The following is a 24,651-nucleotide window of genomic DNA, read 5'->3' as shown; positions in this document are numbered from 1 at the left end:
CGGAACCGCCTCCGGCCCGTCAATGCGGGCCGGATGCAAGCGGCTTGTCGGCCGGATAAGGCGTAATGGCAGCCAGATAGAGCCCCACGACAAAAAACAGCAGCAGCACCGACATGCCAATCGCCGCGCAGCGAGTGAGAGCCGTGATCGTCGCGACCAGAAACGGCCCGAGAAATCCCGTCGCCCGGCCCGCCAGCGCATAGATGCCGAAATAGCGACCCGATTCCTCCGGCCTGATGCTGCGCGCAAACCATGAACGGGCGGACGCCTGCACCGGCCCCAGAGCGGCGCCGATCATCAGCCCGTAGACGAGAAATGCCTGTTCCGCAGCCGTGGAGAACAGCCCATGTCCCTCAGAATAGCCAACCGGCAAAAGCCCGAGCAGAAAATAATTCGTTCCGGTGGAAACGATACCGAACGAGGCGATGAGCAGAAGCACCAGCGATCCGAGCACGATGGCTTTTGAGCCGAGCCTTGCATCAAGACGAGCCGCGACGAGGCAGCTCAGGATCGCCGACACATTGGTGATCATGCCGAAGAGGCCGATTTCGTTGATGCTCCAGTGAAACAGTGAAGCGGCATAGCCCGCGCCCAGCGCGACAATGGCATTGAGCCCGTCCTGATAGACAAGGCGGGCGGCAAGGAAGCGGACTATTCCCGGACGCTTCCGCACTTCCCTCAGCGTCGACTTCAGTTCCGTCAGGCCGCTGCCGACCGCCTGGCGCAGCGGCTGGCCGCGCGCCTGATCCGGCGTGAACACGAACATCGGCATGATGAAAACGAGATACCACAGCGCCGCGATGGGGCCGGTGATGCGGGCATCTTCGCCGCTGGCAGGGTCAAGCCCGAAGAGCGGCGGAAGCCCGATCAGGGTCTTGCCCGTCTGCGGCGACGACGCCAGAAAGACCACGACGAAGATCAGCACCAGCACGCCGCCCAGATAGCCGAGCCCCCAGGCCAGATTGGACACTTTGCCGATCTCCCTGGCGGGGACGAGCCGCGGCATCATGGAATCGTTGAAGACGATGGAAAACTCCGCCGAGATCATGGCGATGCTGAAAGCCAGAAGCACCCAGAACAGGTTCGCGCCCGGCACCGCGAACCACAGCGTCATCAGGCCCGCAATCTTCAGGACGGCAAAGAAGCCGATCCACGGTTTGCGCGCGCCGGTCTTGTCGGCAATCGATCCCAGAACGGGCGACAGCAGTGCGATCACGAGGCCCGCGGCGGCAAAGCCGTACCCCCAGGCGATCTGCCCTGCTTCCGGCGTGTCGGCCATGCGCGAGATGAAATAGGGACCAAAGATGAAGGTTACGATGACGGTGAAGAACGGCTGTGCCGCCCAGTCGAAGAATATCCAGCCCCATACGCCACGCCGCGAGGCATGGCTGCGGGCAGCCATAAGCTGATCGCTCAATTACTCTTTCCTTCCCCCCACGCCCGAAGCGGCTTCCGACGATAGAGCACCATGCGCCTTTTGGCGTATAAAGACCACTCCAACCCGATACATCTGCACACGATGCTTTGCGAAAACCGGTTCCGGATTTCATGCAGATGCACGCAGGCCAGCCGAGCCGTTCGGCTGCATCGTTCCTTCAATGTGTCGGATGAATTTCAGGCCCAAATCATATTAGCGGGAGCTTATACCCCGAAATGTGCACTGGAAAGAAATAAAAAGGGCGGCCACAGCCGCCCTTCTGCAATAGAATTTCCCGACCTGCCTACTGGGCGAGATCGGACATCAGGCCCGCTGCAACCGCCAGTCGCGAAACGGTCAGGTCGCCACCTTCCGTCAGCGCCACCATGCGGTTCTGCACCTGCTCGATGCGGGCGCCATCGGCTGCAAACCAGGCTGCCGCCGGGTCCTTGTCCTTGGCGAAACGCTTGAGTGCCGCAATGGTGATGCCGCGTGCAGCCTGCGTGATCGTATCGCTTGCCCGTGACAGCGCCAGCCCGTCATAATAGTCCGTGACGGGGATGGAGCGCGCGGCTTCCTCGATGCGACCGATGCGGAAGGCTTCCGAAACACCGAAATAGGTCTTGGCGGTAACCACCCGGTCGGCGCCCGCCAGATGCGCGATCAGCGCAATGTCCGGCATGATGCCTGCAAGCTGCAGATTGGCAAGACGCTGTGCCAGCTTTTCCGGCGCACCCATTTCCACGAAAGCGGCCTTGTCGGCCTGAAGCGCGGTTTTGAGATATTCCGGCATCAGGCCGTCGAAACGCGGCTCCAGTTCGGCGCGCGCCCTGGTGATCGTATCCACCAGTTCCGTCAGGTTGGCGCGCGTCGTGTCGTTGCGCAAAACCCATGCCGTCGTCGCCTGCAGCATTTCGCCGACGAGATGGTAGAACTGGTTCTGCACATCGCCCGGAACGCGATTGTCCAGCGCATCGATGGCGTCATAGATCGTGTCGATGTCGAAGCCGTCACGCACCGCCACATAGGCGCGGACGATATCGGCAGGCGACTTGCCGGTCGTATCGGCCAGGCGGCTGATGAAGGTGATGCCCCCGCGATTGATGACATCGTTCGCCAGCAAGGTGGCGACGATTTCACGGCGCAGGCGATGACCCGAGATTTCCTCGGCATAGGTCTTCACCATGCGCTTGGGGAAATAGCCCATCAGCAGCGACTGGAAGTACGGCTCGTCCGGAAGCTGGCTCGCCACCAGATCGTCACAGAGCGAAAGCTTCGCATAGGCCAGCAGAACCGCCAGTTCCGGGCGGGTGAGCGGCTGGCCAGCCTTCTGGCGCTCGGCAAGCAATGCGTCCGACGGCAGGTTCTCCACCTTGCGGTCGAGCAGCTTGCGGGCTTCCAGTTCCGCCATGAAGCGCGCCTGATAGGGCAGCTCCGCCAGTCCCTGACGTTCGCTCAGCGAAAGCGCCAGCGGCTGCAGATAGTTGTTGCGCAGCACCAGTGCCGAAACATCGTCGGTCATGCTGACCAGAAGCTTGTCGCGCGCCGGGCGCTTGAGCTTGCCCGAACGCATGGCCGCAGCCAGCGCGATCTTGATGTTGACCTCGACGTCCGAGCAGTTGACGCCCGCCGAATTGTCGATGGCGTCCGTGTTACCGCGGCCGCCCGACAAGGCATATTCGATACGCCCGCGCTGGGTCACGCCAAGGTTTGCGCCTTCGCCGATTACCCGCGCGCCGACTTCCGAGCCGGTGATGCGGATCGCATCATTGGCGCGGTCGCCAACCTGCGCATCCGTTTCAGCGGACGAGCGGATATAGGTGCCGATGCCGCCGAACCAGAGCAGATCGACCTTCGACTTCAGGATCGCCGTCATGATTTCCTGCGGCGTTCCGGAGGTCTTGCCGAGGCCGATGGCATTGGCCGCTTCCGGCGAGAGCGTGATCGTCTTCTGGCTGCGGCTGTAGATGCCGCCGCCAGCCGAAAGCTTGGAGCGGTCATAGTCCTGCCAGCTCGAACGCGGCAGCTCGAACAGGCGCTTGCGCTCGGCAAAGCCGTCCGCCGGAACCGGGTTCGGGTCGATGAAGATATCACGATGGTCGAACGCCGCCACGAGGCGAATCTGTTCGGAAAGCAGCATGCCATTGCCGAAGACGTCGCCGGACATGTCGCCCACGCCCGCAACCGTGAAAGGCTCGTTCTGGATATCCATGTCGAGTTCACGGAAATGGCGCTTCACGGCTTCCCACGCGCCGCGCGCGGTAATGCCCATGCCCTTGTGGTCGTAACCGGCGGAACCGCCCGATGCGAAGGCATCGTCCAGCCAGAAATCATGCGCCTGGCTGATGGCATTGGCCGTATCGGAGAAAGTGGCCGTGCCCTTGTCGGCAGCAACGACGAAATAAGGATCGTCATTGTCATGGCGCACGACTTCCGCCGGCGGCACGACATGGCTGTCCTCGATATTGTCGGTGACGGACAGGAGCGTGGAGATGAAGACCTTGTAGGCATCGCGGCCGGCTTCGAACACCGCATTGCGATCGCCGCCGACCGGCAGACGCTTCGGATAGAAGCCGCCCTTGGCGCCGACCGGCACGATAACCGCGTTCTTGACCTGCTGCGCCTTTACCAGCCCCAGCACTTCGGTGCGATAATCCTGTGCGCGGTCCGACCAGCGCAGGCCGCCGCGGGCGACCGCGCCGAAACGCAGGTGCACGCCTTCCACTTCCGGCCCGTAGACGAAGATTTCGCGGTACGGGCGCGGGTCAGGCAGGCCGTCGACCAGACGCGGATTGAGCTTGAAGGCGAAGGTGACACGCGGCTTGCCCTCGGCATCCGGCTGATAGGCATTGGTGCGCAGCGTCGCTTCGATCAGATTGCGGAAACGACGCAATATCTGGTCGTCATCGATGCTCGGCACGCCCAGAAGCGCGGTTTCGATGCCATCGACCAGCTTCTTTTCAGCCGCATCCCGGCGCTTGGCCGACGGATTGAAACGCAGGTCGAACAGCGAATAGAGGTCGCTGGCGATTTCCGGATAACGGTTCAGCGCTGCCGCGATGAAGCCCTGCGAATAGGCGATGCCCGCCTGCTGCAGATAGCGCCCATAGGAACGCAGGATCATGATCTGGCGTGCCGTCAGGCGCGCGGTCTGCACCAGCGCATTATAGCCGTCATTATCGGCCTGACCGTCCCAGACATTGCGGAACACGTCTTCCAGCATCTCGCCATCGTCGGAAAGATCGACCGGTGCCCCATAGGCGTTCACGAGCTGCATGTCGTGCAGGTAGACGGTCGCGCCGTCCTTGCCAGCATGCGGCAGGTCGATGGTCTGCTCGCTGACGACACGGAAACCCATGTTTTCCAGAAGCGGCACGCGCTGCGACAGGACGACCGGCGCACCGTGATGATAAATCTTCAGCGAGACCGCATCGGGACCGTCGGTGCGATAGCGATAGAAGTCCACGAAAAGCGGCGCCTCGGCGCTGAGGCTGGCAATGCGTTCCGCATCGACCAGCGCTTCCGGCGCCGTGAAGATTTCGCGGTAGGACGGCGGAAAGCTTGCGGCGAGCGCGACGGTCTTCGCGTCGGCGCTGTCGGAGCTTTCACGCACCGCGTCGTCCCAGGTGCGGACGATGGCGCGCACTTGCGCTTCCAGCGCTTCCCGGTCCACATGCGGCGTGGAACGCTCGTGACGGCGGATGACGAACTGCACGCGCGTCAGGCCGTTCTGCAGGAAGACCGGATGGAATTCAAAACTGTCGCCGCCATAGACGTCGACCAGATAATGCCCGATCTTCTCGCGCACGACCGAGTCGTAACGGTCACGCGGGATATAGACCAGCACGGTGGCAAAACGGCCAAACCGGTCGAGACGCGGAACAGCGCGCACCCGTGGACGCTCGCCCAGCGCCAGGATCAGTTCTGCATTGGCCGTCAGGCTTTCCACATCGATCTGGAAAAGCTCGTCGCGCGGATATTCCTCCAGCACATTGATGAGCGCCTTGCCCGAATGGTCCTCGCGGTTGAAGCCGAGATGCTTGATGACCGCATCGGCCTTGGAGCGGATGAACGGAATGCCCGCGACCGAACTCGTATAGGCAACCGAGGTGAAGAGGCCGACCAGGCGCAGTTCGCCGATGGCCTCGCCCTTCTCGCCGAATATCTTCACGCCGACATAATCGAGATAGGAGCGGCGATGCACCAGCGAAAGCGAGTTCGCCTTGGTGACGATCAGCGGCTCGTTGCTGTCGAGGAATTCGGTCACTTCGCGCGGCGTCACCGTGTCGTCGTCATCCTTGCGCAGGACGCGGACCTCGTGATCGTTGAGGATGCCGAGCGTTTCCTTGACCGGCACCAGTTCGCGCTTGTCGCCCTTGCCCTTGAAGGTCAGCTCGCGAAGTCCGAGGAAGATGAAACGGTCGTCGCGCAGCCATTCGAGAAAGGCGATCGCTTCCGGCATGGCCGGATCGCCCGTCATGTCGTGCACGCGCTTGTAATCGGCGATCGCGCCATCGAGGCGCTTCAGCATCGGCTTCCAGTCGCTGACGGCGGCGCGAACCTGCCCCAGCACACGCTTGATGGCGGCGGTCAGGTCGGCCTTGGTCTGCTTGTCGAGAGCCGGGAGATGGATCTGCACCAGGCTGACGCGCTCGACGCCCTTGGCAGGCGCAAGCTGCGATGCCTCGCCCAGAATGACGAGCTCGTCCTTCTCGCGCGCAATGTCCAGAACCGGATGCACGACCATGAAAATCTGGTTGGCATGATCGTTCAGCTCGCCCATGATGGAGTCGAGCAGGAACGGCATATTGTCGTTGACGATGGTGATGACGCTCACCGGGCGACCATGGCGTTCGATACCGTTATCGACGCTGATGATGCTCTTGCCCTTGCGATAGGATTCCAGAGCGGCGTAGCCGTGACGGGCTGAACTGTCGAGAGCGGCGGCATCGTAAGCGGCCAGATCTTCTGGCGGCGCCCATTCGAAGAGAAGCTGTGAGAAGGCTGTAAGCGCCTTCGACTTTCCTCCCTTCTTCTCCTCCTTGCCTGCCTTTGAACCCTTAACCTTGCTCGACCGATCCTGCTTTGCAGTCACGTCGGATACTCCTGTCATGATGGCAATGCGCGCCAAACTAGCAGATTAGGCACCGGATTCGATGGCAATTCGTTGAAAATAACGAAAAATTTCCCGGAAAGTCAGAAAAACCGCATTTAATCCATTTAATTTGGAACAAAACTTCGAAAACTTCCCGCGAAATTTCGGATTATGCCAGTGGATTTCTCCACGGCCCGCAGAAATGGTGCCGGAAGGACAAAGCCGCAGGCCGATTTTGCCCTGTTTCAGACTAAAGTTGCAGATGATTCTGACGGAACCGAACGGCTCTCATAACTCGATCAGGTGATCGTCGAGTTCGTTGACATTGTCCGCTCCTGCCGGGAAATGCGTCTCCAGCAAAAGGCCCGCCTGACCGATCGCCAGCACGAAACCCTCGGCCACCTGCGCCCGCGATGCATGATGGACGAGCGTCGCCACGATCGCATTCCACTCGTCCTGTTCGACCCGCGCATTGATGCCCGCATCGGCGATCACCTCGGCATAATGTTCGGCCATGGAGACGAAGAGCAGGATGCCGGTGCGATGCTCGGTGATATGCACATTGCGCGCCAGGAACTGTTGCAGCGCATTGAGATGCGCGCGCTTGTAACGGATGCGGCGCGGCACCAGCAGCATGCGGATGGCCGGAAAAACCCACAGCACCAGCATCGCGGTGAGGAAGGCCGCCAGCACCGCAAGCCCGAACATGGGCAGGCGGACATCGAACCAGTACCAGTGCGCCAGAAACGCCACGACGACCGACGCCAGCAGAATGCCGCAGGTGGCGACAAAGCCCGCCGCAAAGAAATAATCGTCGCTGGAACGGGCCAGAACCGCATAGATTTCGCCGCTGGTCTCGGCTTCCGCCTTGCGGATCGCCTCGGCAATGCGGGCATGGTCCTCGGCGCCAATCAGCGTGTGATGCTTCATCCCTGCGTCTCCCTACCAGCTGCCCGAGGCGCCGCCGCCACCCGATGAACCACCGCCGCCGGAGAAACCGCCGCCGCCCCCACCGGATGACCAGCCACCGCCGCCACCCCAGCTTCCGCCACCCCTGCCGCCAGACCCGCCGCCGCGATTGTTATAATCCACCACCATGCCGAGCCACTGATAACGGCCCGGCCCGATCTTGCGCCCGAAAACCGGCGTCAGGATCGCCATGCCGAAACCGCCGAAGAAGATCAGGCACCAGAAGGCAATGAAGACGACGAACACCCAGTCGACATCATCGGAACTCGACTGCACATTGCGCCTGGCGCGCGCTTCAAGCTCGGCGGCATCGCCGGAAAGCACCGAAAGAATGCCGTCAACGCCCTGCACGATGCCTTTCGAATAATCGCCGGTGCGGAATTCGGGAATGATGGTGCCATTGATGATGACGCTTGAAAGCGCATCGGTCATGACACCTTCAAGGCCGTAGCCGACCTCGATGCGCACCTTGCGGTCATTGGGCGCCACCACCAGCAATATGCCGTTGTTTTCCTGTTTCTGGCCAAGCGCCCAGGCGCGGAACAGACGGTGGGAATAGGTTTCGATGTCTTCGCCATTGAGGCTCGGGACCGTCACCACGACCACCTGATCCGAGGATTTGGCTTCGAAATCGGCAAGCTTCTGCGTGAGGCTCTGGCGCTCCGCCGGATCGATGATCCCCGCCGCATCCACCACGCGGCCAGTCAGGGTCTGTGCGGGTTTCGATGCATCCTGTGCCAAAGCTGCCGTATGCAGCATCAAGGCTGCGGGAAACAGCAGAAAGACAAGCGCAATAAGATGTCGCGGCCAATAAAAGCCGCGACGATCACGCATGGGTGCTTCACCCGCCTCCAGACGCATCATGAGACGCGCCGTCAGTTGAAGTTGACTTTGGGCGCGGTCTGGCTGCCTGCATCGGCGCTGAAGCTCTGCATGGGCTGCGCATCGCGATACCAGATCCACGTCCAGATCATCGTCGGCATGGTGCGCAGCGACGTATTGTAGACGCGAACCGCCTCGATATAGTCGCGGCGGGCGACGGCGATGCGGTTTTCAGTGCCTTCGAGCTGCGACTGCAATGCAAGGAAGTTCTGGTTGGCTTTCAGGTCCGGATAGCGCTCGACCACCACCATCAGGCGCGACAGCGCGCTCGTCAGGTTGGCCTGATTATCCTGAAACTGCTTGAAGAGTTCGGGATTGTTGAGCGTTTCGGGCGTGATCTGCACCTGCGTCGCCTTGGCGCGCGCCTCGATCACGGCCTGCAGCGTCTCCTGTTCGTGAGCGGCATAGCCCTTCACGGTCTCGACCAGATTGGGCACGAGATCGGCGCGGCGCTGATACTGGTTCTGCACCTCGCCCCAGGCGGCCTTCGCCCGTTCCTCATTGGTAGGGATAGTGTTGAAACCGCAGGCGGAGAGCAGCGGAACCAGAATAGCCAGACCAAGAGCGATGAAAATACGGCGGCCCAGGGCTGCAAGCGAGAAGGAAGTGGCAACCGTCGTACCCGACATGGATTTCTCCTGAAAAGGGCGCTTTGCCAAGCGCCGGGGAAACAAATTCAACCCCCGCATGAGTGCGTTCACGCAAATGCGAGCCGTCAAATCAGCAAGATAGTCGAAATTCACTCGTTTTCCAGTCGGTTTGGACAACAAGGTAAAACCGCGACCGCCTGTTTCAGGGATGCAGGCGGAAAGCGCCGCTTTCGACCGCAGCGCGAACAGCGGCAAGCGTCTGACTGCGCGACCACCCTTTGGCAGCCAGCACGTGCGGCTCTAGCGGCCCCAGCGCGGACAATTGCCCGTGCAGTTCCGCAATCGGACCCGGATCGGTCAGCGTATTGCCGCCACGCTCGCGGCAGCGCCGGATCGCCTCATCGAGAGATGGACGCAGAACCACATAATGAAGCGGCGTGGCAAGGTTTCGGAATGGCTCGAGGAACCATGGCCCGATTATGCCGTCGACGATGACGAAATAGCCGCCGTCGGAATAGGCCTTGGCCGCCTTGGTCAGCGCATCCATCACAATGGCATTTTGCGCATTGGCTTCCGGCAGATAGGGCTGGATCGCACCATTCTTGATGAAGTGCCAGAAATCGTCCGAATGAAGGTGAACCTTCGGCAAACCCGGCTGGTTCGCAAGCCTCTCGGCGGTCGTGGTTTTACCGGCGCCCGGCGTGCCGGTCAGGATAAGAATTTCACCAGAATGTTCCATGATCCGACCTTATCATGGAACGCCATCAGGTCAGTCCCGATATCTCAATCCATATCGGGATCATCGCCACAAGCACCCGTGAAATAGCATCTGGACCCAATCCTCGCCTTATGGGCGGGCAGCGCGTTGACGTTCTCGCATATGTGGATCAGGGTTGCATAGGTACTATCGATCTCACTCCCGTCGATCATGACAATACCATTCCTGACAACCGGTTCAACTCCGCCGTTCGAAATGAGAAGCACAATGATCCTGAGAGCGATGTTCGCCTGATGACAGGGGCCCAGGGCGCTCGCCAAGCGTGCCAGTTCGCTGCCGGGAGCAGGCTTCGCCTCACCTCCCGGCGCTTGATTCTGTTCCGCAAGTGCTATCAATGCATCGAGAAAGGGGCCGTCCTCCCTCTCGATTTGCGAGGCCAGTGCCTCCAGCCCAGCCTTGTCACCCGCTTCGATGAGGTCGGCAATCCGGTCTTCCAATTGTTGCGCTGCCGCTCCGTCTCGATAAGAGGCGGCCGCCGCGGCCAGTTGCTGCGCGTCGATCGCGCGCGCCGGACTGGCAAGTACGGCGACAATAAGCGCGGGCAGCACGGCGGCGAGTTTCAATGTAATCCCCATTCGCCCCCCAGGAAAGCGGTCAACAAAAAAGCGGCGGATTGCTCCGCCGCCTTTTTATAACGCAAACTGCGCGAAAGATTATTCGCTTGCAGCTTCTTCAGCCGGGGCAGCAGCAGCTTCTGCAGCGGCCGCAGCAGCTTCAGCAGCCTTTGCAGCGGCTTCTTCTTCAGCCTGCTTGGCCATGGCCAGACGTTCCTGGGCCTTCTTGCCCGGCTCGCCCTTGGTCGGGTTGCTGCGGGCCGGACGCTTGGCAAGGCCAGCCTGGTCGAGGAAGCGCAGAACGCGGTCGGTCGGCTGTGCGCCCTGTGCAATCCAATGCTGAATGCGGTCGGCGTCGAGCTTCACGCGTTCAGCGTCCTTGGCCAGCATCGGGTTCCATGCGCCAACGGTTTCGATGAAGCGGCCGTCACGCGGGCTGCGGACGTCGGCAACGACGATGTGGTAGTAAGGACGCTTCTTGGAGCCAGCGCGGGCCAGACGAATCTTCAGAGACATTTTTTCTTTCCTTTAGACAATTGCTTCGCCCGGGGATGGCCGTGGCAAAACGGGTTAAGCTATCGATATAGCTATTGTTTTCCGCCGTGATTGGCGGCGGCATGCTCATGATGCCGAATGACTTCCTTCACGATGAAGTTCAGGAATTTTTCGGCGAAATCGGGATCGAGATGAGCATCGACTGCCAGCGCGCGCAGACGCTCCACCTGGCGCTTTTCGCGGGCGGGATCAGCCGGTGCGAGGCCGCGATCGGCCTTGAGTACGCCAACGGCCTTTGTGCAGCGAAAACGTTCGGCCAGCATATGGATCAGCGCCGCATCGATATTGTCGATGGAGGCGCGCAGTGCCAGAAGTTCAGCCGGTGCAGTGTTCTGTTCGTCGCTCATGATGCTCACTTCTTCTTCGGCAGGCCCGGAAGACCGCCACCGAGACCGGGAAGCTTGGGTCCGCCCAGACCGGGCAGACCGCCCGGAATACCGCCGCCGGGAAGGCCAGGCAGACCGCCGCCTTTCGTCAGGCCCGCTGCTTCCGCCTGCTTGGCAAGCGCCTCAAGCTGCTTGGGGTCCATCTTGGAGAGGTCAGGCATGCCCATTCCTCCGCCCAGACCGCCCAGCCCCATCTTGTTGGCAAGGCCGCCCATCATCTGCTTCATCATTCCGCCCTTGCCCTTGCCCATGACTTTCATCATGTCGGCCATCTGGCGATGCATCTTGAGAAGCTTGTTGATGTCGGCGGCGCTGGTGCCGGAACCCTTGGCGATGCGCTGCTTGCGGCTGTGCTTGAGAATGTCGGGATTGGCACGCTCGGCCTTGGTCATCGAGCCGATGATGGCAAGCTGGCGGTCGAACACCTTGTCGTCGAGACCAGCAGCGGCCACCTTGTCCTTCATCCCGCTCATGCCGGGCATCATGCCCATGATGCCGCCCATGCCGCCGAGCTTCTTCATCTGCTTGAGCTGTTCGGCAAGATCGTTGAGATCGAACTTGCCCGACTGCATCTTTTTGGCCATCGCCGCGGCTTTTTCCGCGTCGATGTTTTCAGCGGCTTTTTCGACCAGCGAAACAATGTCGCCCATGCCGAGAATGCGGTCGGCAATGCGCTTCGGATAGAACTCCTCGAGCGCATCCATCTTTTCGCCGGTGGCGATCAGCTTGATCGGCTTGCCGGTGATGGCGCGCATCGAAAGTGCCGCACCGCCACGGCCATCGCCGTCCATGCGGGTGAGCACGATGCCGGTAATGCCGACGCGCTCATCGAAATTGCGCGCCAGGTTGACGGCGTCCTGACCGGTCAGGCTGTCGGCGACGAGCAGGATTTCATGCGGATTGGCGGCCTTGCGGATATCCGCCATTTCCACCATCAGCGGCTCGTCAATATGCGTGCGGCCTGCCGTATCGAGAATGACGACGTCATGCGCGCCGAGCTTTGCAGCCTGAACGGCGCGCTTGGCGATTTCCACCGGCGACTGTCCGGCAATGATCGGCAGCGTGTCGACGCCGGTCTGGATGCCAAGCTGGCGAAGCTGTTCCTGCGCAGCCGGACGGCGCGTATCGAGCGAGGCCATCAGCACTTTCTTGCGCTGGCGCTCGGTCAGGCGCTTGGCGATCTTGCCAGTCGTCGTCGTCTTGCCCGAACCCTGCAAGCCCACCATCATGATCACGACCGGGGCCGGCGCATTCAGATCGATGGAGACGCCTTCGGTGCCAAGCATTTCGACAAGCTCGTCATGGACGATCTTGACGACCATCTGGCCGGGCTTGATGCTTTTCAGGATTTCCGCGCCGACAGCCTTCTCGCGAACGCGGTCGGTGAAGGAGCGAACCACTTCCAGCGAAACGTCGGCCTCGATCAGCGCGCGGCGCACTTCGCGCAGCGCCGCCGTCACGTCGGCTTCTGAAAGAGCGCCGCGTCCGGTAAGGCCGTTCAGGATGGAGCCAAGACGCTCCTGAAGTGATTCAAACATCGAATTTCCTTTTAATCCGAGAAGAGGCTTATGCTTCGTCAGGGATAAATCGTCCCGTGTGTCTGCCAGTTCAAGAAGCAACCAAAGCGGTACAGCACCCGAGGGCGCATCGCGCTGTCGGATGTGGACCTCCGGGATCGCTTTATACCATGATGGGTCCCGGTCGGTGGCTCGCGTTCTGAAGATCGCGGATAGATTGGAGCAGGCTTTAAGGCGATCAGCCCGCAATGTCAAGCAAAAGGCCCGAAACGGGCTGAAACCCGCACCGGAAATAACCTCCGGCGCGTTCGCTCCTGCATGCAGCCCCCAAGAGGTAGCCTGAAGAGGCAGATCGTGGGACCTGCCGGCGGGCTGCATTTCTTCTGCGACCAAAGAAACACTTGCCGATCCGGTGCAAAAATGCTTGAAACCGCGCCGCTCGACCACTCTTCAGCTGCCATTCCGACATGACATTTGGTGTAAGGAATGGCAAGTTCGCGTTGAAGTCGAATCAATTCCAAAGGAGAAACGAATGGCGTTGGTTGCCAAGGGCCGGACTTGGACGGCAGCAGCAGTTCTTGCAATGGGCATGATGACGGGAACAGGCATTGCCGAGGCGGCCCAGTGCGGCAACAACGCCGCAGGCTATAATGCCTGGCTCCAGCAGACCCTGAAGGAAGCGCCGTCGCGCGGCGTTGGCAAGGCGGGCCTCAATGCGCTGGCCGGCACCAAATATGCGCAGGCCACCATCAATGCCGACCGCAATCAGAAGAGCTTCAAGCTCTCCTTTGAAGACTTCATGAAGAAGCGCGGCGCCGACACCATCATCAAGCGCGGCCGCGCCCAGAAGCAGCAGAACGCCGCTCTCTTCGCCGCAATCGAGAAGCGCTATGGCGTTCCGGCCGGCCCGCTGATCGCGATCTGGGGCATGGAAACCGGCTTCGGTTCCTATCTCGGCAAGCAGCACACCCTGTCGGCCGTCGCAACACTGGCCTATGACTGCCGCCGTTCCGATTACTTCACCGGCCAGCTCTATGCCGCTCTCAAGCTCATCGATCAGGGCGACCTCAGCCCGCAGGCCGTAGGCGCGATGCATGGCGAAGTCGGCCAGACCCAGTTCATGCCCGCAAACGTCCTGAAATACGGCGTCAGCGGTTCGGGCGGCTCCCATTTCGACCTGCGCAACAAGGCGGACGCGCTCCATTCGACCGCGAACTTCCTCGTCGGCCACGGCTGGCAGCGCGGCGCAGGTTATCAGCCGGGGGAACCCAACTATGGCGCGATCCAGGGCTGGAATGCCGCACAGGTCTACCAGCGCGCTATCGCCGTCATGGGCAAGGCCATCGACGGCAACTAGAGCAGGTTTTCGGATAAATCATGCTCTAACAAAATTTGGAGCGGGATGACCGCTCAGTTAAAAACATCCCGCTCTGAAGCCTAAATCCGCAATTTCGCTTTGAAATTGCCACAGAAAAGCCACACGCGACACAAAATAGCCCCAAATTTTGGGGCTATTTTTGCATGTTCTGGTGCGGTTTTTCGCGTTTTGGCAACGAAAAACACCGATTTTCGGTATTTCAGAAAAAACAAAACGGCCCTCTCGATCAGAGAGGAACCGTTTCGGAAGGCGTTTCAGAGAGCTGGATCAGGCAGGATCAGGACGTTTGAAATCGCCCGTCTGATGATCCATCACCCACAGTTCGCCGGTCGAAATATCGAACCATGCGCCATGCAGGGTCAGCTTGCCCTTCTTCTCCAGAATATCGACGCAGGGGAATGTGCGCAGATTATTGATGGAGTAGCGGATCGAGATTCGCTCCAACGCGGTCTGGCGTTCGCTCTGCGTCATGAGCTGGTTGCCGCTGACGGCTTCGGCGGCGGGAGCGATCAGGCTCATCCACTTGCCGATGAAGTCACCGGGCGAAAGCGGTGCGCTTTCGGTGTCGAGCGCCGCCTTGATGCCGCCGCAGCGGCCATGGCCCATGACGACAATGTTCTTCACCTTGAGGCTCTGCACCGCGAATTCCAGCGCTGCGGAAGCCGCATGATATTCGCCATCGGGTTCGTAGGGCGGGATGAGATTGGCAACATTGCGCAGGACGAAGATTTCGCCGGGCGCCGCGTTGAAGATGGTTTCGGGAGCCGCACGGGAATCACAACAAGCGATAACCAGCGTTTCCGGTGATTGTCCCTTGTCGGCCAGATGGCGATATCGTGCAGTTTCGTGGGCAAAATGCTCGCGCATGAAGGTTCGATAACCGGCGAGAAGTGTGTCTGGAAGATCAACCATATTTTTCCAATATCCCTATCGAAAACCGAGATCAATCGAAATGCATTGAACGGGCTGCGTCGAATTGGACGCATGTTTCCGTTCGCATTCACGCATGTTTCTCAAGCCCAAATCGCCATGCGGAGACCGAAATCGTCGCGTTCCACATGCTCGGGATACGGACGCGCCTCGCCACGTGCATGGCGACGGGCCACGAGATACATGGCGCAGGCATCGAGAAAGTCATCCTCCTTCGCGCCGCGCGGAACGGGGCTTTTTAAAAAATCCTCCGGCAGTCCGCAGCGCTGCAACAAGGCCCGGCGCTCCGCCAGCCCTTCCGGGTTTACGCGCCCCTTTATCTTCTTCGGCAGGGACATGGAATTCATGCCGTTCAGCGCGGCAAAAGCCAGTTCCGGATGCGATTCAATGATGCGCGCCGCCAATGCGGCATCGCTTCGCAACAGGGTGTCCAGTTCGCAGATTTTCGGGAAAAGCCCGAAAGCCTGCCTTGAAACCTTGCGCGGCGGATCGGTCCGTTCGAGCGACAGGGAACAGCTTTCGCGGTAATCCCCGGCATAGACGGCGGCGCGCGGCGGAATGGAGAAAAGGCTCGACTGCCTTTCGCCAAGATGGGCGCGCGCTGCCCGCTCCGCCGAACGCTGGCCCCTTTCCGGCAGGCCGATCGGCATGTCCACGGCAATGATCGCTTTGTCGGGAAGCGAAGCGGTCAAAGCGGCAAAACTGCCGAACACTTCGGCCCGCAAACTCCCGTCCTCACCGGCCACCGCGATCCAGCCGCCGGGGCAACCGTCCACACCGGCAAGCACGGCTTGCGTCAAGCGCGGAACCCCTTGGTCGGATGCATCAGCCGCCGCGTCTGCACCATGGCCATCGGCGTGGCGAGGCTCGACGCATCGGCTTCCAGCATCAGTTCGTCCGCACCGCGCTTTGCCGAGCGCGCCATGATCTCGAACACCGCCGCCGTGGTGCTTTGCAGCATCTTTTCCTCAGTCATGCCGGAAAGACGCCGCGCCAGAAACACGGCGGAGGTCAGATCGCCAAGCCCGTTGGTCGGGCCTTCCACGCGGCGATGTTCGGCCATCAGCGCCATGGTCGGCGTCAGCAGAATATTGCCGATGCTGCCGCTCATCAGCGGAAAGGCCGATGTGACCAGCATGGTTGCCGGACCGGCTTCCAGCGCGGCTTCCATCAGGGCTGTATTATCTTCGAGCGGCACGCCGGTCAGCCAGGAAAGCTCGAACCGGTTGGGCGTTGCGATATCGGCGAGCGGCAGAAGCTTGTCGCGAATGCCGGTCGCCGTCGCCTCGGGCACGTAAAGCCCCTTCTCGTCGCCGATGACCGGGTCGCACAGATAGACCGCGTCGGGGTTTTTCGCCTTCACGGTCTTCACCAGTTCGGCGACGGCTGCCGCCTGTTCGGGATGGCCGAGATAGCCGGTCAGGATGGCGCCCACTTCGCCAAGCCACGGCGCGCGCTGAAGATCCTGCATCAGGCGCGAAAACTCTTCCGCCGGCGGCACGATACGGCCCGCCGGAGCGCCTGGAACCCCGTGTCCCGGATGCCATGGCAGCACCACGGTCGGCACAGCCCAGACGGGAAAGCCCAGTGTTTCCAATGCGAAAACGGCGGCCCGATTGCCGACCGAACCGCGCACGACATGGCTTGAGATGACAATAACGGTTGTCGCATCCGAAGGCGCAGAAAGCGTCATTGGGTACCTAGCTTTGCATGAGATAGAAAATGAGCCAGACGATGATGGCCAGCGTGATGAGGAAGCCGAGCCCGCGTCCGACACGTGTGGCCCACAGTTCGACGGCATCGTTTTCGGGAGCGTCGGCGGCTGAAAGATGCTGCGCCGTGCGGGTAAATCCACGCCGCACCATGCCTTCTGCGCCGGTCTGCTCGCGCTCGAGCCGGTCGAGAATGCGCCGGGCCTCTTCCTGGCGTTCGCGTCCCGGCCCGCCGCCTTCCCCTATGCCCGCCTGCTGGCGCTCGCCCATGCTCTGCCTGCCCTTGGAGCGCATCCTGAAACGTGTGAAACGGCTTTCAGAACAGATGCGCGTTAAAACAAATGACCGGAGCGCCGATCCGATTCAGGAGATCGAAACGCGCTTCAGTTTGAATTGACGGGCACAGCATCACGCTCAAAAGGCCGTTCTGCAAGCAGAATATTGCGAGCTCAAGAGAGCTTTACGATAAGCTTTCCGAAATTGCCGCCTTCGAGCAGGGAAATGAAGGCTTTCGGCGCGTTCTCCAGACCTTTGACAATGTCTTCGCGGTAGCGCAGCTGGCCGTCGGCAATCCATTTCACCATGTCGTGATAGAAGGCTGGCCGCTGATCGGCGAAATCGCGCTGGATAAAGCCGCGAATGGTGAGGCTTTTCGACAGGATGTCCCGCATCACCAATGGCAGCCGGTCCGGCCCGTCGAAAGGCCCGCTCTGATTATACTGTGCGATCAACCCGCAGACCGGCACGCGCGCAAACTGGTTCAGCAGCGGAAACACCGCATCAAAGACCTTGCCGCCGACATTCTCGAAATAGACGTCGATGCCCTTCGGGCAGGCCTGCGCCAGTTCCTGCGCGAAATTCTGGCTGTGATGGTCGATGGCTGCATCGAAGCCAAATTCATCGATCAGCGCCTTGCACTTGTCCGCCCCGCCCGCGATGCCCACGGCGCGCGCGCCCTTCATCCGGGCAATCTGCCCGACGGCAGACCCGACCGGGCCGGTCGCCGCCGCAACCACCACGGTTTCGCCGGATTTCGGCTGGCCGATGGTGAGAAGGCCGGAATAGGCGGTAAAGCCTGGCATGCCGAGAACGCCGAGCGCCGTCGTCACGGGCGCCTGTTTCGGGTCGAGCTTGCGCAGGGTGGAAGCATCGGCCACCGCATAATCCTGCCAGCCCGAATGGGACAGCACGAAATCGCCCGGTGCAAAGCCCGCGCTCCTGCTTTCAACGACTTCGCCGACCGTGCCGCCCTCCATCACATCGCCGATGGCCACTGGCGCGGCATAGGATTTCGCCGCGCTCATGCGCCCGCGCATATAGGGATCGAGCGACAGATAGCGCAGGCGCAGCAGAACCTCGCCATCACCGGGACTGGGGAGCGCCGCCTGCTCCAGCCGGAAGTTTTCCGCGGTCGGGCGACCTTCGGGGCGGGACGCCAGCACGATACGGCGATTGATCTTTTGGCTCATGGACGGAACTCCTGATGATCGGCTTCGAGCGTTCCGATCTTATTGAAAGGGATCGGCGCTCCAAGCATTTGTTTTAAGCCGGGATCGAAAAAACTCACCGCCCGCAGCCGAACCAAGCTATACATCGGTTGTGAACGCCTGGCTTGGAAAGCTGTTCCAAATCGCATTCCGAAAAGTGCGAAGCGGTTTACGGAATGCGCGCTCCGAAGCCTGGGATTTTGCGCCACGCATCCCCTTTTGCAGCAACCCTTGGATGACAGCATGAATCAGGACAAGCTTTTTCTCTTGAAACCGGGTTTTGAGGATCCGGCCTATCCCGGCCAGAAATTTTATTGCTGGCACTGCGCGCTCATCGAGGGCGTGCTGGCTTCGTTTCCAGCATTGGGAAGCGATCTGGACATCGAGCGCGTGGAATGGCAGCGCCCGCGCAAGGCCGTAATCGCGCTGGCTGGCGAGGACAACCAGAGCCTGCCTTTGCTGATTGTGAAGGATGGCGACCGCTCCGCATTCGAGACCGGCGTGCATGAAGGACGTTCGCTGATTGCCGACCCGCACAAGATATTGGCCGCCCTAACGGAACGGCACGGATTTCCGCCCCTGCATCCCTGAATGCCTGCCTCATTGTCACATTGGCGGTGGGGGGCCCTCACCTCGTCCTTCGAGACGGCGCTTTGCGCCTCCTCAGGATGAGGTGACAGACGCCATGCCGCCTGCTTCATTGTCGATGATGACCAACTCGGCGCCCTTATTGATGCCCGGATATAAACAAAAACCCCGCCTCAAGGGCGGGGTTTCGCTTGGGGGCAGTAAATATTGCCAACCACCTCATCCTGAGGAGGCGCAAAGCGCCGTCTCGAAGGACGAGGTGTTAGCGCAATGCTTACTTCATCGTCGGGATGACGAATTCCGCACCGTCCTTAACACCAGACGGCCAGCGCGAGGTGACGGTCTTGGTCTTGGTGTAGAAGCGGAATGCATCCGGGCCGTGCTGGTTGAGATCGCCGAAGCCGGAAGCCTTCCAGCCGCCGAAGGTGTAATAGGCGATCGGAACCGGGATCGGCACGTTGATGCCGACCATGCCGACCTGCACGCGGCTGGCGAAATCGCGGGCTGCATCACCATCACGGGTGAAGATCGCAACGCCGTTGCCATATTCATGGTCGTTCGGCAGGGCCAGCGCTTCCTCGTAATTCTTGGCACGCACGACCGAGAGAACCGGACCGAAGATTTCTTCCTTGTAGATGCGCATATCCTTGGTCACGTTGTCGAACAGGCAGCCACCCATGTAGAAGCCATCTTCATAGCCCTGCATCTTGAAGTTACGGCCATCGACGACCAGCTTCGCGCCTTCCTCGACACCGAGATCGACATAGCCGCGCACGCGGTCGAGCGCTGCCTTGGTGACCAGCGGGCCGTAATCGGCGGAATTGTCGGTGGAGGTGCCGATCTTCAGCGATTCAACGCGCGGGATGAGCTTTTCCATCAGGCGGTTGGCGGTGTCTTCGCCGACCGGCACGGCAACCGAGATCGCCATGCAGCGTTCGCCAGCCGAACCATAGCCTGCGCCGATCAGCGCATCGACGGTCTGGTCCATGTCGGCATCCGGCATGATGAGAAGATGGTTCTTCGCACCGCCGAAGCACTGCACGCGCTTGCCGTTCGAGCAGCCGCGACCATAGATATATTGCGCGATCGGCGTCGAGCCGACAAAGCCGATGGCCTGCACATCCGGATCATCGAGCAGCGCATCGACCGATTCCTTGTCGCCGTTGACGACGTTGAAGATGCCTGCCGGAAGACCGGCTTCCATGAACAGTTCGGCAAGGCGCATCGGCACGCCCGGATCGCGTTCGGACGGCTTCAGCACGAAGGCATTGCCGCAGGCAATCGCCGGGCCGGCCTTCCACAGCGGGATCATGGCCGGGAAGTTGAACGGCGTGATGCCTGCCACGACGCCGAGCGGCTGGCGCATGGAATAGGTGTCGATGCCGGTACCGGCATTGTCGGTGAACTCGCCTTTCAGCATATGTGCCGCGCCGAGGCAGACTTCCACCACTTCGAGGCCGCGCTGGATGTCGCCCTTGGCGTCGGCAATGGTCTTGCCGTGTTCGCGCGCCAGCAGTTCGGCAAGGCTGTCATATTCGGCTTCGACCAGTTCGATGAACTTGCGCAGGATGCGGACCCGGCGCTGCGGGTTGGTCGCAGCCCAGGCGGGCTGCGCGGCCTTGGCGTTTTCGACAGCGGCGCGCACTTCGTCCTTGGTGGCCAGCGCCACCTTGGCCTGCACCGACCCGTCGAGCGGCTGGAAGACGTCCGCCGTGCGGCCGCTCTTGCCTGCCACATGCTTGCCGCCGATGAAATGTCCGATATTGCGCATCGAAGAACCTCCCTGATGATCGCTTTGGAGGGCGCAGGCGCCCCCATCGTTGCCCTCATCTTGACTCTGCAAATTCGTGATTGCAAGGCGCTGAAAAGCGTATCTGTTGTGCAAATTTTATAGTAACAAAGACCATCCTCATGCAGGGAACATCATGAACTGGGACGATATCCGCATTTTTCTCGCCGTTGCCCGCTCGGGCCAGATTCTGGGCGCGGCCAGGAGGCTCGGCCTCAACCACACCACCGTCGCGCGGCGGCTCACCGCGCTTGAAACAGCGCTGTCCACCACGCTTTTGACGCGCCGCACCAACGGTTCGACGCTGACGCAGGCGGGCGAGGAGTTTCTGCTGGCGGCTGAACGCATGGAAGCCGAAATGCTCGCCGCCCGCTCGCAGGTCGGCAATGCCGATATTGCCGTGTCTGGCACGGTGCGCATTGGCGCGCCCGACGGGTTCGGCGTCAATTTCCTGGCGCCAAGGCTGGCGCGGCTGACGCAGAAATACCCGGACCTGACCATCCAGCTTGTGCCGGTGCCGCGCTCCTTTTCGCTGTCGCGCCGCGAGGCCGATATCGCCATCACCGTCGAACGCCCGGAGCAAGGCAGGCTGATTGCCCGCAGGCTCGTCGACTATACGCTGGGTCTCTATGCGCATCGCCGCTATCTGGAAGAAAATGGCACGCCGGAAAGCCCGGAAGACCTCGCCCGGCACCGGCTCATCGGCTATGTGGAGGATCTCGTCATCAATCCGTCGCTCGCCTATGCACCGGAAATCAGCCGCGACTGGAAACCGGCCTTTGAAGTGTCGAGCGCTCTGGGACAGGTCGAGGCAGTGCGGGCCGGTGCAGGCATCGGCATTCTTCACGCCTTCATCGCCCGCGCGGATCCCGATCTTGTCCCCGTGCTGCCGGACCGGGTGATCCGCCGCGCCTACTGGCTCGCCTATCACGAATCTGCCCGCACATTGCGGCGCGTGACGGCGGTTTCGGCACTCATTTCCGAACTGGTGGAAAGCGAGAAATCGCTGTTCAGTTGATCATGATCCCGAAAAGCGTGAAGCGGCTTTCGGGTCAGATCATGCTGAATCAATCGAGCCGCATATAGGCGATCATCACGCCGACGATCATCGCAGCCGGAACGAACAGGGCGTCGAGGCCGATGAAATAATGTCCAAGCCCGCCGCCGACAGCACCCAGCATCAGGGAAAGCCACACGGCCACATGCTGGAGCCAGCGCCATTTCGGCGTTTCCCCGCGCAACGAACAGGCGAGATCGGCGGCAGCGTTGAAGAGCGTGCCGGTCACATAGGTCACGCCGAGACGTGCGGCACCAATCGGCTGCACCGCCGCGTTCTGCGCGCCCATGGCCGCGGCAAGCAGCAGCACCGGCTGGACAAGCAGCGCGCCCTCGCGTCGCAGCACACCGACCAGCAGCAATATCGCCACCACGCTTGCCATCACATAGAGACTGCCGCGACGCCCGCACGCCCGCACCGTCAGCGTGCCGAAAAAGGCGCCGGCAAAGAACAACACGATCAGGATGGCCGGAAACCAGACCAGCACGGTGCCCTGCACGCCGGGCTGTCCCGCCAGCCCGACGCCAAGCTGGGTCGTGTTGCCGCTCATGAAGGATGCGAAGAAACCGCCAAGCTGGAGGAAGGCAATCGCATCGACGAAACCAGCCGATGCGGTGAGAACCAGCCCGAGCGACAGTTTGGAATTCGGTGTCATCTGATTGAACTTCGCAATGAAGAAACCCGGCTTGCGGGAAGCCGGGCCTGTTCAGAAAAATATTTGCAGATCAGGCGCGTTTGACGATGCGCAGGATGATAAGCAGGATGGCCGCGCCGATAAAGGCATTGACGATTGCGGCGATGATCCCTCCGCCGATGGAAAACCCAAGGCGCGGCAGCAACCAGCCCGCAAAGAAAGCTCCGATCACGCCGACGATAATATTGCCGATCAGGCCGAAACCGCCACCTTGCACGACCTTGCCAGCCAGCCAGCCGGCGATGAGACCCACAAAAAGAAATACGAGAAGACTTCCAACATCCATGCGTTTTTCTCCCTCTCAGAACGCGCCGTCCGGCGCGCCTGATGCGAGTTGACTATATGTTGGCGGAAGGCACAAGGGGGACGCGAACACCTCCCCCGTTAAATCAGTCCACGAGATGCCGGAAAGCAGCCACCACGTCCTCATAAACCTTGCGCTTGAAGGGAACGATCAGGCCCGGCAGTTCGGCCATCGGCTTCCATTCCCAGCGGTCGAACTCGGCGGTATGGCCGCCCGGCGGCGGGTTGATGGCGATTTCACTCTCGTCACCCTCGAAGCGATAGGCAAACCACTTCTGCGTCTGCCCGCGATACTTGCCCTTGAGCGCGATGCCGACCAGATGCGGCGGCAGATCGTAATTGATCCAGTCCGAAGCTTCCTCGAGCAGCGAGACCGACTTCATGCCGGTTTCCTCATAAAGCTCGCGCACCGCCGCTTCGACCGGGTCCTCGCCCTTGTCGATGCCGCCCTGCGGCATTTGCCAGAGCTGCGTCGCGCCATCCATCTCGTCGCCCGGAATGACGATACGACGGCCAGCCCAGACCAGCCCGGCCTTGTTCAGCACCATCAGCCCGACACAGGGGCGGTAAGGCAGGCTTTCAGGATCGACCGGATGACCGGCTGAAGCTTTATGCTTCGACATGACATTCTCCATGATATGCAGACTCAGAGCATTTCCAGCTTAAATTGAACCATTGGAAATGCTCTATCTTTTTGTTTTGCGCATTATCCGCCGCAAGACCCCTTCGCATTTTTGCTGGAAATGCTTTACTTCCGTTCGGGATCGCGGACCAGCGCCGAAACCGGCACGATTTCTATGCCGCGCTTTTTGACCTCATTGGCCCATGCGGCAACCGCATCAACGGTGACGGCAAAGGCCGAACCGGTGCCGATGGCGCTGCCATTGGCCCGCGCTATCCGCTCCAGCTCATCGAGACGGTCGAGGATCGCGCCGCGCTCCTGCGCCGCATCGATCAGCACATCCGCCGCCGCGAAAGGCACGGCATCACTGGAAGCAATCCGGTCGGCCTCGCTGCGCGCCGAGGTTCCGTCATCCAGATAATAGAGGCCGCGCCTGCCGATCTCGCCCAGCACCGGCGAGAAAACTTCCGTCTCGGATGTGAAACGCGCGCCCATATAGTTCATCACTCCGGCATAGTTGGTCATGCGCGACAGCGCCCACAGCAAGGAAGCCTCATTCTTCTTCGCCCCGTCACCGACCGTCAGCGTATTGCGACCGGGATTGACGCGCGGATAATCGAACGGCTCCATCGGCAATTGCAGCACAAGTTCATGACCGTTTTGCCGTGCTGCCTGCATCCAGCGCTGCAAACTGTTGCCCTGCGGCGCAAAACCGAGCGTGACTTCCTGCGGCAGCTTGTCGATTGCTTCCATGCTGCCGGTCTGGGAAAGCCCGAGACCGCCAATCACAAGCGCAATCCGCGCGCCGCGCGCGCCGGACCAGCCGACCGCATAGGCATCCATCGGGCGCAGGCCGTCCGCACCGCGCACGGGAAGCGGCCCGGTCGGGCTCTGCTCGACCAGCGCCGGTTCCGGCAGATGCGCGACGCGCTGATCCTGCCCGGACTGATGCGTGTTCTGCACCACGACCACATTGCCATCCGCCGTACCCGCAGCGACATTTGGCATGCCGGTTGGCATGTCGGGCGTGACCTTGATGATGGCCGGTCCCGGCTGTCCGCTTATCCCGCGCAGCGCGCTGCCCGGCGGCGGCGTGTTGCCGGTCGCGGATTTCATGACGGGTTTGACGGCGGGGGCTTCGGGTTGCGCCGGTTCCACGGCGGCGGTTTCCGTCTTGCGGAAACCTGCCTGATTGGTCTGCCAGATGGCGAACACCGCGCCCCCGGCAAGGCAAAGCCCGGCCACCACGGCCAGGGCTTTCATGGAAGAACGAAAAGCGCGGGAGCGTAAGCCCCCGCGCTTTTGCGGTTTCTTGTCCAGTCCTAACGGGCTGTTCAGATCCAGCATG

Annotated in this window: 23 protein-coding genes; 3 read left to right on the top strand and 20 right to left on the bottom strand. The window is 61.1% G+C overall.

Translation table 11 applies throughout. The annotated features are described in order from the left end of the window. Positions 1-19 precede the first annotated feature (19 nt). The 10 genes from ACS5UA_RS15170 to ffh all read right to left on the bottom strand — a co-directional run bounded on the left by ACS5UA_RS15170 (position 20) and on the right by ffh (position 12,764). The gene (locus ACS5UA_RS15170) at positions 20-1,402 is read right to left on the bottom strand and encodes an MFS transporter (RefSeq protein WP_410171022.1); all 1,383 of its coding nucleotides are present in this window, start codon (positions 1,400-1,402) and stop codon (positions 20-22) included. Positions 1,403-1,721: 319 nt separating this feature from the next. Next, a complete protein-coding gene (locus ACS5UA_RS15165) occupies positions 1,722-6,512 on the bottom strand; it encodes an NAD-glutamate dehydrogenase (RefSeq protein ID WP_253177252.1) in 4,791 nt (1,596 codons plus the stop codon). Between the two features lie 288 nt (positions 6,513-6,800). After that, on the bottom strand, positions 6,801-7,442 hold the full coding sequence (locus ACS5UA_RS15160; RefSeq protein WP_021588082.1) for a TPM domain-containing protein: 642 nt from the start codon (positions 7,440-7,442) through the stop codon (positions 6,801-6,803). Between the two features lie 12 nt (positions 7,443-7,454). After that, positions 7,455-8,240: a TPM domain-containing protein gene (locus tag ACS5UA_RS15155; RefSeq protein WP_420703416.1), complete on the bottom strand. Its 786-nt coding sequence runs from the start codon at positions 8,238-8,240 to the stop codon at positions 7,455-7,457. A 116-nt stretch (positions 8,241-8,356) separates the two neighbouring features. Continuing rightward, the gene (locus ACS5UA_RS15150) at positions 8,357-8,992 is read right to left on the bottom strand and encodes a LemA family protein (RefSeq protein ID WP_253177166.1); all 636 of its coding nucleotides are present in this window, start codon (positions 8,990-8,992) and stop codon (positions 8,357-8,359) included. Between the two features lie 163 nt (positions 8,993-9,155). After that, positions 9,156-9,692: an ATP-binding protein gene (locus ACS5UA_RS15145; protein WP_253177165.1), complete on the bottom strand. Its 537-nt coding sequence runs from the start codon at positions 9,690-9,692 to the stop codon at positions 9,156-9,158. A gap of 44 nt (positions 9,693-9,736) precedes the next feature. After that, entirely contained in the window at positions 9,737-10,306 is a 570-nt protein-coding gene (locus ACS5UA_RS15140) for a hypothetical protein (RefSeq protein WP_253177164.1), read from the bottom strand. Positions 10,307-10,384: 78 nt separating this feature from the next. Then, positions 10,385-10,801 carry a 30S ribosomal protein S16 gene (gene rpsP / locus ACS5UA_RS15135; RefSeq protein WP_021588087.1) on the bottom strand — a complete coding sequence of 139 codons (417 nt, stop codon included), beginning with the start codon at positions 10,799-10,801 and terminating at the stop codon, positions 10,385-10,387. Between the two features lie 71 nt (positions 10,802-10,872). Then, positions 10,873-11,187: a chorismate mutase gene (locus ACS5UA_RS15130; protein ID WP_253177163.1), complete on the bottom strand. Its 315-nt coding sequence runs from the start codon at positions 11,185-11,187 to the stop codon at positions 10,873-10,875. Between the two features lie 5 nt (positions 11,188-11,192). Next, positions 11,193-12,764 (bottom strand): signal recognition particle protein, encoded by a 1,572-nt coding sequence (gene ffh / locus ACS5UA_RS15125; RefSeq protein WP_253177162.1) that lies wholly within the window; start codon positions 12,762-12,764, stop codon positions 11,193-11,195. 511 nt (positions 12,765-13,275) lie between these two features. On the opposite strand from ffh, the gene ACS5UA_RS15120 reads away from it, so the two are divergent. After that, positions 13,276-14,100 carry a lytic murein transglycosylase gene (locus ACS5UA_RS15120; RefSeq protein ID WP_006467843.1) on the top strand — a complete coding sequence of 275 codons (825 nt, stop codon included), beginning with the start codon at positions 13,276-13,278 and terminating at the stop codon, positions 14,098-14,100. A gap of 288 nt (positions 14,101-14,388) precedes the next feature. Here the strand turns inward: ACS5UA_RS15120 and ACS5UA_RS15115 are convergent, their stop codons facing one another. From ACS5UA_RS15115 to ACS5UA_RS15095, 5 genes are all read right to left on the bottom strand, one after another. Next, the gene (locus tag ACS5UA_RS15115; RefSeq protein ID WP_025090908.1) at positions 14,389-15,033 is read right to left on the bottom strand and encodes a carbonic anhydrase; all 645 of its coding nucleotides are present in this window, start codon (positions 15,031-15,033) and stop codon (positions 14,389-14,391) included. A gap of 101 nt (positions 15,034-15,134) precedes the next feature. Continuing rightward, on the bottom strand, positions 15,135-15,851 hold the full coding sequence (locus ACS5UA_RS15110) for a DUF429 domain-containing protein (protein WP_253177161.1): 717 nt from the start codon (positions 15,849-15,851) through the stop codon (positions 15,135-15,137). Beyond that, positions 15,848-16,744, bottom strand: a complete 897-nt coding sequence (gene pdxY, locus ACS5UA_RS15105; RefSeq protein ID WP_006467846.1) for a pyridoxal kinase PdxY — start codon at positions 16,742-16,744, stop codon at positions 15,848-15,850. The genes ACS5UA_RS15110 and pdxY overlap by 4 nt, the downstream gene beginning before the upstream one ends. 7 nt (positions 16,745-16,751) lie before the next feature. Beyond that, positions 16,752-17,033 (bottom strand): hypothetical protein, encoded by a 282-nt coding sequence (locus ACS5UA_RS15100; RefSeq protein WP_006471240.1) that lies wholly within the window; start codon positions 17,031-17,033, stop codon positions 16,752-16,754. Positions 17,034-17,212: 179 nt separating this feature from the next. Next, complete coding sequence (locus tag ACS5UA_RS15095) at positions 17,213-18,232, bottom strand: NADP-dependent oxidoreductase (protein ID WP_025090912.1); 1,020 nt, start codon at positions 18,230-18,232, stop codon at positions 17,213-17,215. Positions 18,233-18,493: 261 nt separating this feature from the next. Between ACS5UA_RS15095 and ACS5UA_RS15090 the strand changes: the two genes are divergently transcribed. Then, positions 18,494-18,841, top strand: a complete 348-nt coding sequence (locus ACS5UA_RS15090) for a DUF3088 domain-containing protein (RefSeq protein ID WP_063620202.1) — start codon at positions 18,494-18,496, stop codon at positions 18,839-18,841. A 271-nt stretch (positions 18,842-19,112) separates the two neighbouring features. Here the strand turns inward: ACS5UA_RS15090 and ACS5UA_RS15085 are convergent, their stop codons facing one another. Beyond that, positions 19,113-20,609, bottom strand: coding sequence for a CoA-acylating methylmalonate-semialdehyde dehydrogenase (locus ACS5UA_RS15085; protein ID WP_006471238.1), 1,497 nt, complete (start codon positions 20,607-20,609; stop codon positions 19,113-19,115). A 154-nt stretch (positions 20,610-20,763) separates the two neighbouring features. Between ACS5UA_RS15085 and ACS5UA_RS15080 the strand changes: the two genes are divergently transcribed. Then, entirely contained in the window at positions 20,764-21,645 is an 882-nt protein-coding gene (locus ACS5UA_RS15080; protein WP_036593175.1) for a LysR family transcriptional regulator, read from the top strand. A 49-nt stretch (positions 21,646-21,694) separates the two neighbouring features. Here the strand turns inward: ACS5UA_RS15080 and ACS5UA_RS15075 are convergent, their stop codons facing one another. The 4 genes from ACS5UA_RS15075 to ACS5UA_RS15060 all read right to left on the bottom strand — a co-directional run bounded on the left by ACS5UA_RS15075 (position 21,695) and on the right by ACS5UA_RS15060 (position 24,650). Beyond that, positions 21,695-22,339 carry a YoaK family protein gene (locus tag ACS5UA_RS15075; RefSeq protein WP_151661481.1) on the bottom strand — a complete coding sequence of 215 codons (645 nt, stop codon included), beginning with the start codon at positions 22,337-22,339 and terminating at the stop codon, positions 21,695-21,697. A 70-nt stretch (positions 22,340-22,409) separates the two neighbouring features. Further along, positions 22,410-22,664 carry a GlsB/YeaQ/YmgE family stress response membrane protein gene (locus ACS5UA_RS15070; protein WP_006467855.1) on the bottom strand — a complete coding sequence of 85 codons (255 nt, stop codon included), beginning with the start codon at positions 22,662-22,664 and terminating at the stop codon, positions 22,410-22,412. Positions 22,665-22,767: 103 nt separating this feature from the next. Beyond that, the gene (locus ACS5UA_RS15065) at positions 22,768-23,304 is read right to left on the bottom strand and encodes an RNA pyrophosphohydrolase (protein WP_006471236.1); all 537 of its coding nucleotides are present in this window, start codon (positions 23,302-23,304) and stop codon (positions 22,768-22,770) included. A gap of 125 nt (positions 23,305-23,429) precedes the next feature. After that, complete coding sequence (locus tag ACS5UA_RS15060) at positions 23,430-24,650, bottom strand: divergent polysaccharide deacetylase family protein (RefSeq protein ID WP_253177160.1); 1,221 nt, start codon at positions 24,648-24,650, stop codon at positions 23,430-23,432. Between the last annotated feature and the right edge of the window lies 1 nt (position 24,651).

Source organism: Brucella sp. RRSP16 (assembly GCF_052246815.1).
Lineage (GTDB): Bacteria > Pseudomonadota > Alphaproteobacteria > Rhizobiales > Rhizobiaceae > Brucella > Brucella intermedia.
Note: the sequence above shows the minus strand (reverse complement) of the source record. Positions and strands in the feature narration are given on the sequence as shown.

Excerpts from the sequence above, each read along its gene's own strand:
- ffh (WP_253177162.1), bottom strand. The coding sequence starts at position 12,764 with ATGTTTGAATCACTTCAGGAGCGTCTTGGCTCCATCCTGAACGGCCTT.
- ACS5UA_RS15080 (WP_036593175.1), top strand. The coding sequence starts at position 20,764 with ATGAACTGGGACGATATCCGCATTTTTCTCGCCGTTGCCCGCTCGGGC.
- ACS5UA_RS15100 (WP_006471240.1), bottom strand. The coding sequence starts at position 17,033 with ATGGGCGAGCGCCAGCAGGCGGGCATAGGGGAAGGCGGCGGGCCGGGA.
- ACS5UA_RS15160 (WP_021588082.1), bottom strand. The coding sequence starts at position 7,442 with ATGAAGCATCACACGCTGATTGGCGCCGAGGACCATGCCCGCATTGCC.
- ACS5UA_RS15095 (WP_025090912.1), bottom strand. The coding sequence starts at position 18,232 with ATGAGCCAAAAGATCAATCGCCGTATCGTGCTGGCGTCCCGCCCCGAA.
- ACS5UA_RS15115 (WP_025090908.1), bottom strand. The coding sequence starts at position 15,033 with ATGGTTGATCTTCCAGACACACTTCTCGCCGGTTATCGAACCTTCATG.
- ACS5UA_RS15155 (WP_420703416.1), bottom strand. The coding sequence starts at position 8,240 with ATGCTGCATACGGCAGCTTTGGCACAGGATGCATCGAAACCCGCACAG.
- ACS5UA_RS15145 (WP_253177165.1), bottom strand. The coding sequence starts at position 9,692 with ATGGAACATTCTGGTGAAATTCTTATCCTGACCGGCACGCCGGGCGCC.
- ACS5UA_RS15065 (WP_006471236.1), bottom strand. The coding sequence starts at position 23,304 with ATGTCGAAGCATAAAGCTTCAGCCGGTCATCCGGTCGATCCTGAAAGC.
- rpsP (WP_021588087.1), bottom strand. The coding sequence starts at position 10,801 with ATGTCTCTGAAGATTCGTCTGGCCCGCGCTGGCTCCAAGAAGCGTCCT.
- ACS5UA_RS15170 (WP_410171022.1), bottom strand. The coding sequence starts at position 1,402 with ATGGCTGCCCGCAGCCATGCCTCGCGGCGTGGCGTATGGGGCTGGATA.
- ACS5UA_RS15090 (WP_063620202.1), top strand. The coding sequence starts at position 18,494 with ATGAATCAGGACAAGCTTTTTCTCTTGAAACCGGGTTTTGAGGATCCG.
- ACS5UA_RS15130 (WP_253177163.1), bottom strand. The coding sequence starts at position 11,187 with ATGAGCGACGAACAGAACACTGCACCGGCTGAACTTCTGGCACTGCGC.
- ACS5UA_RS15070 (WP_006467855.1), bottom strand. The coding sequence starts at position 22,664 with ATGGATGTTGGAAGTCTTCTCGTATTTCTTTTTGTGGGTCTCATCGCC.
- ACS5UA_RS15085 (WP_006471238.1), bottom strand. The coding sequence starts at position 20,609 with ATGCGCAATATCGGACATTTCATCGGCGGCAAGCATGTGGCAGGCAAG.
- ACS5UA_RS15120 (WP_006467843.1), top strand. The coding sequence starts at position 13,276 with ATGGCGTTGGTTGCCAAGGGCCGGACTTGGACGGCAGCAGCAGTTCTT.
- ACS5UA_RS15060 (WP_253177160.1), bottom strand. The coding sequence starts at position 24,650 with ATGCTGGATCTGAACAGCCCGTTAGGACTGGACAAGAAACCGCAAAAG.
- ACS5UA_RS15075 (WP_151661481.1), bottom strand. The coding sequence starts at position 22,339 with ATGACACCGAATTCCAAACTGTCGCTCGGGCTGGTTCTCACCGCATCG.
- pdxY (WP_006467846.1), bottom strand. The coding sequence starts at position 16,744 with ATGACGCTTTCTGCGCCTTCGGATGCGACAACCGTTATTGTCATCTCA.
- ACS5UA_RS15140 (WP_253177164.1), bottom strand. The coding sequence starts at position 10,306 with ATGGGGATTACATTGAAACTCGCCGCCGTGCTGCCCGCGCTTATTGTC.
- ACS5UA_RS15150 (WP_253177166.1), bottom strand. The coding sequence starts at position 8,992 with ATGTCGGGTACGACGGTTGCCACTTCCTTCTCGCTTGCAGCCCTGGGC.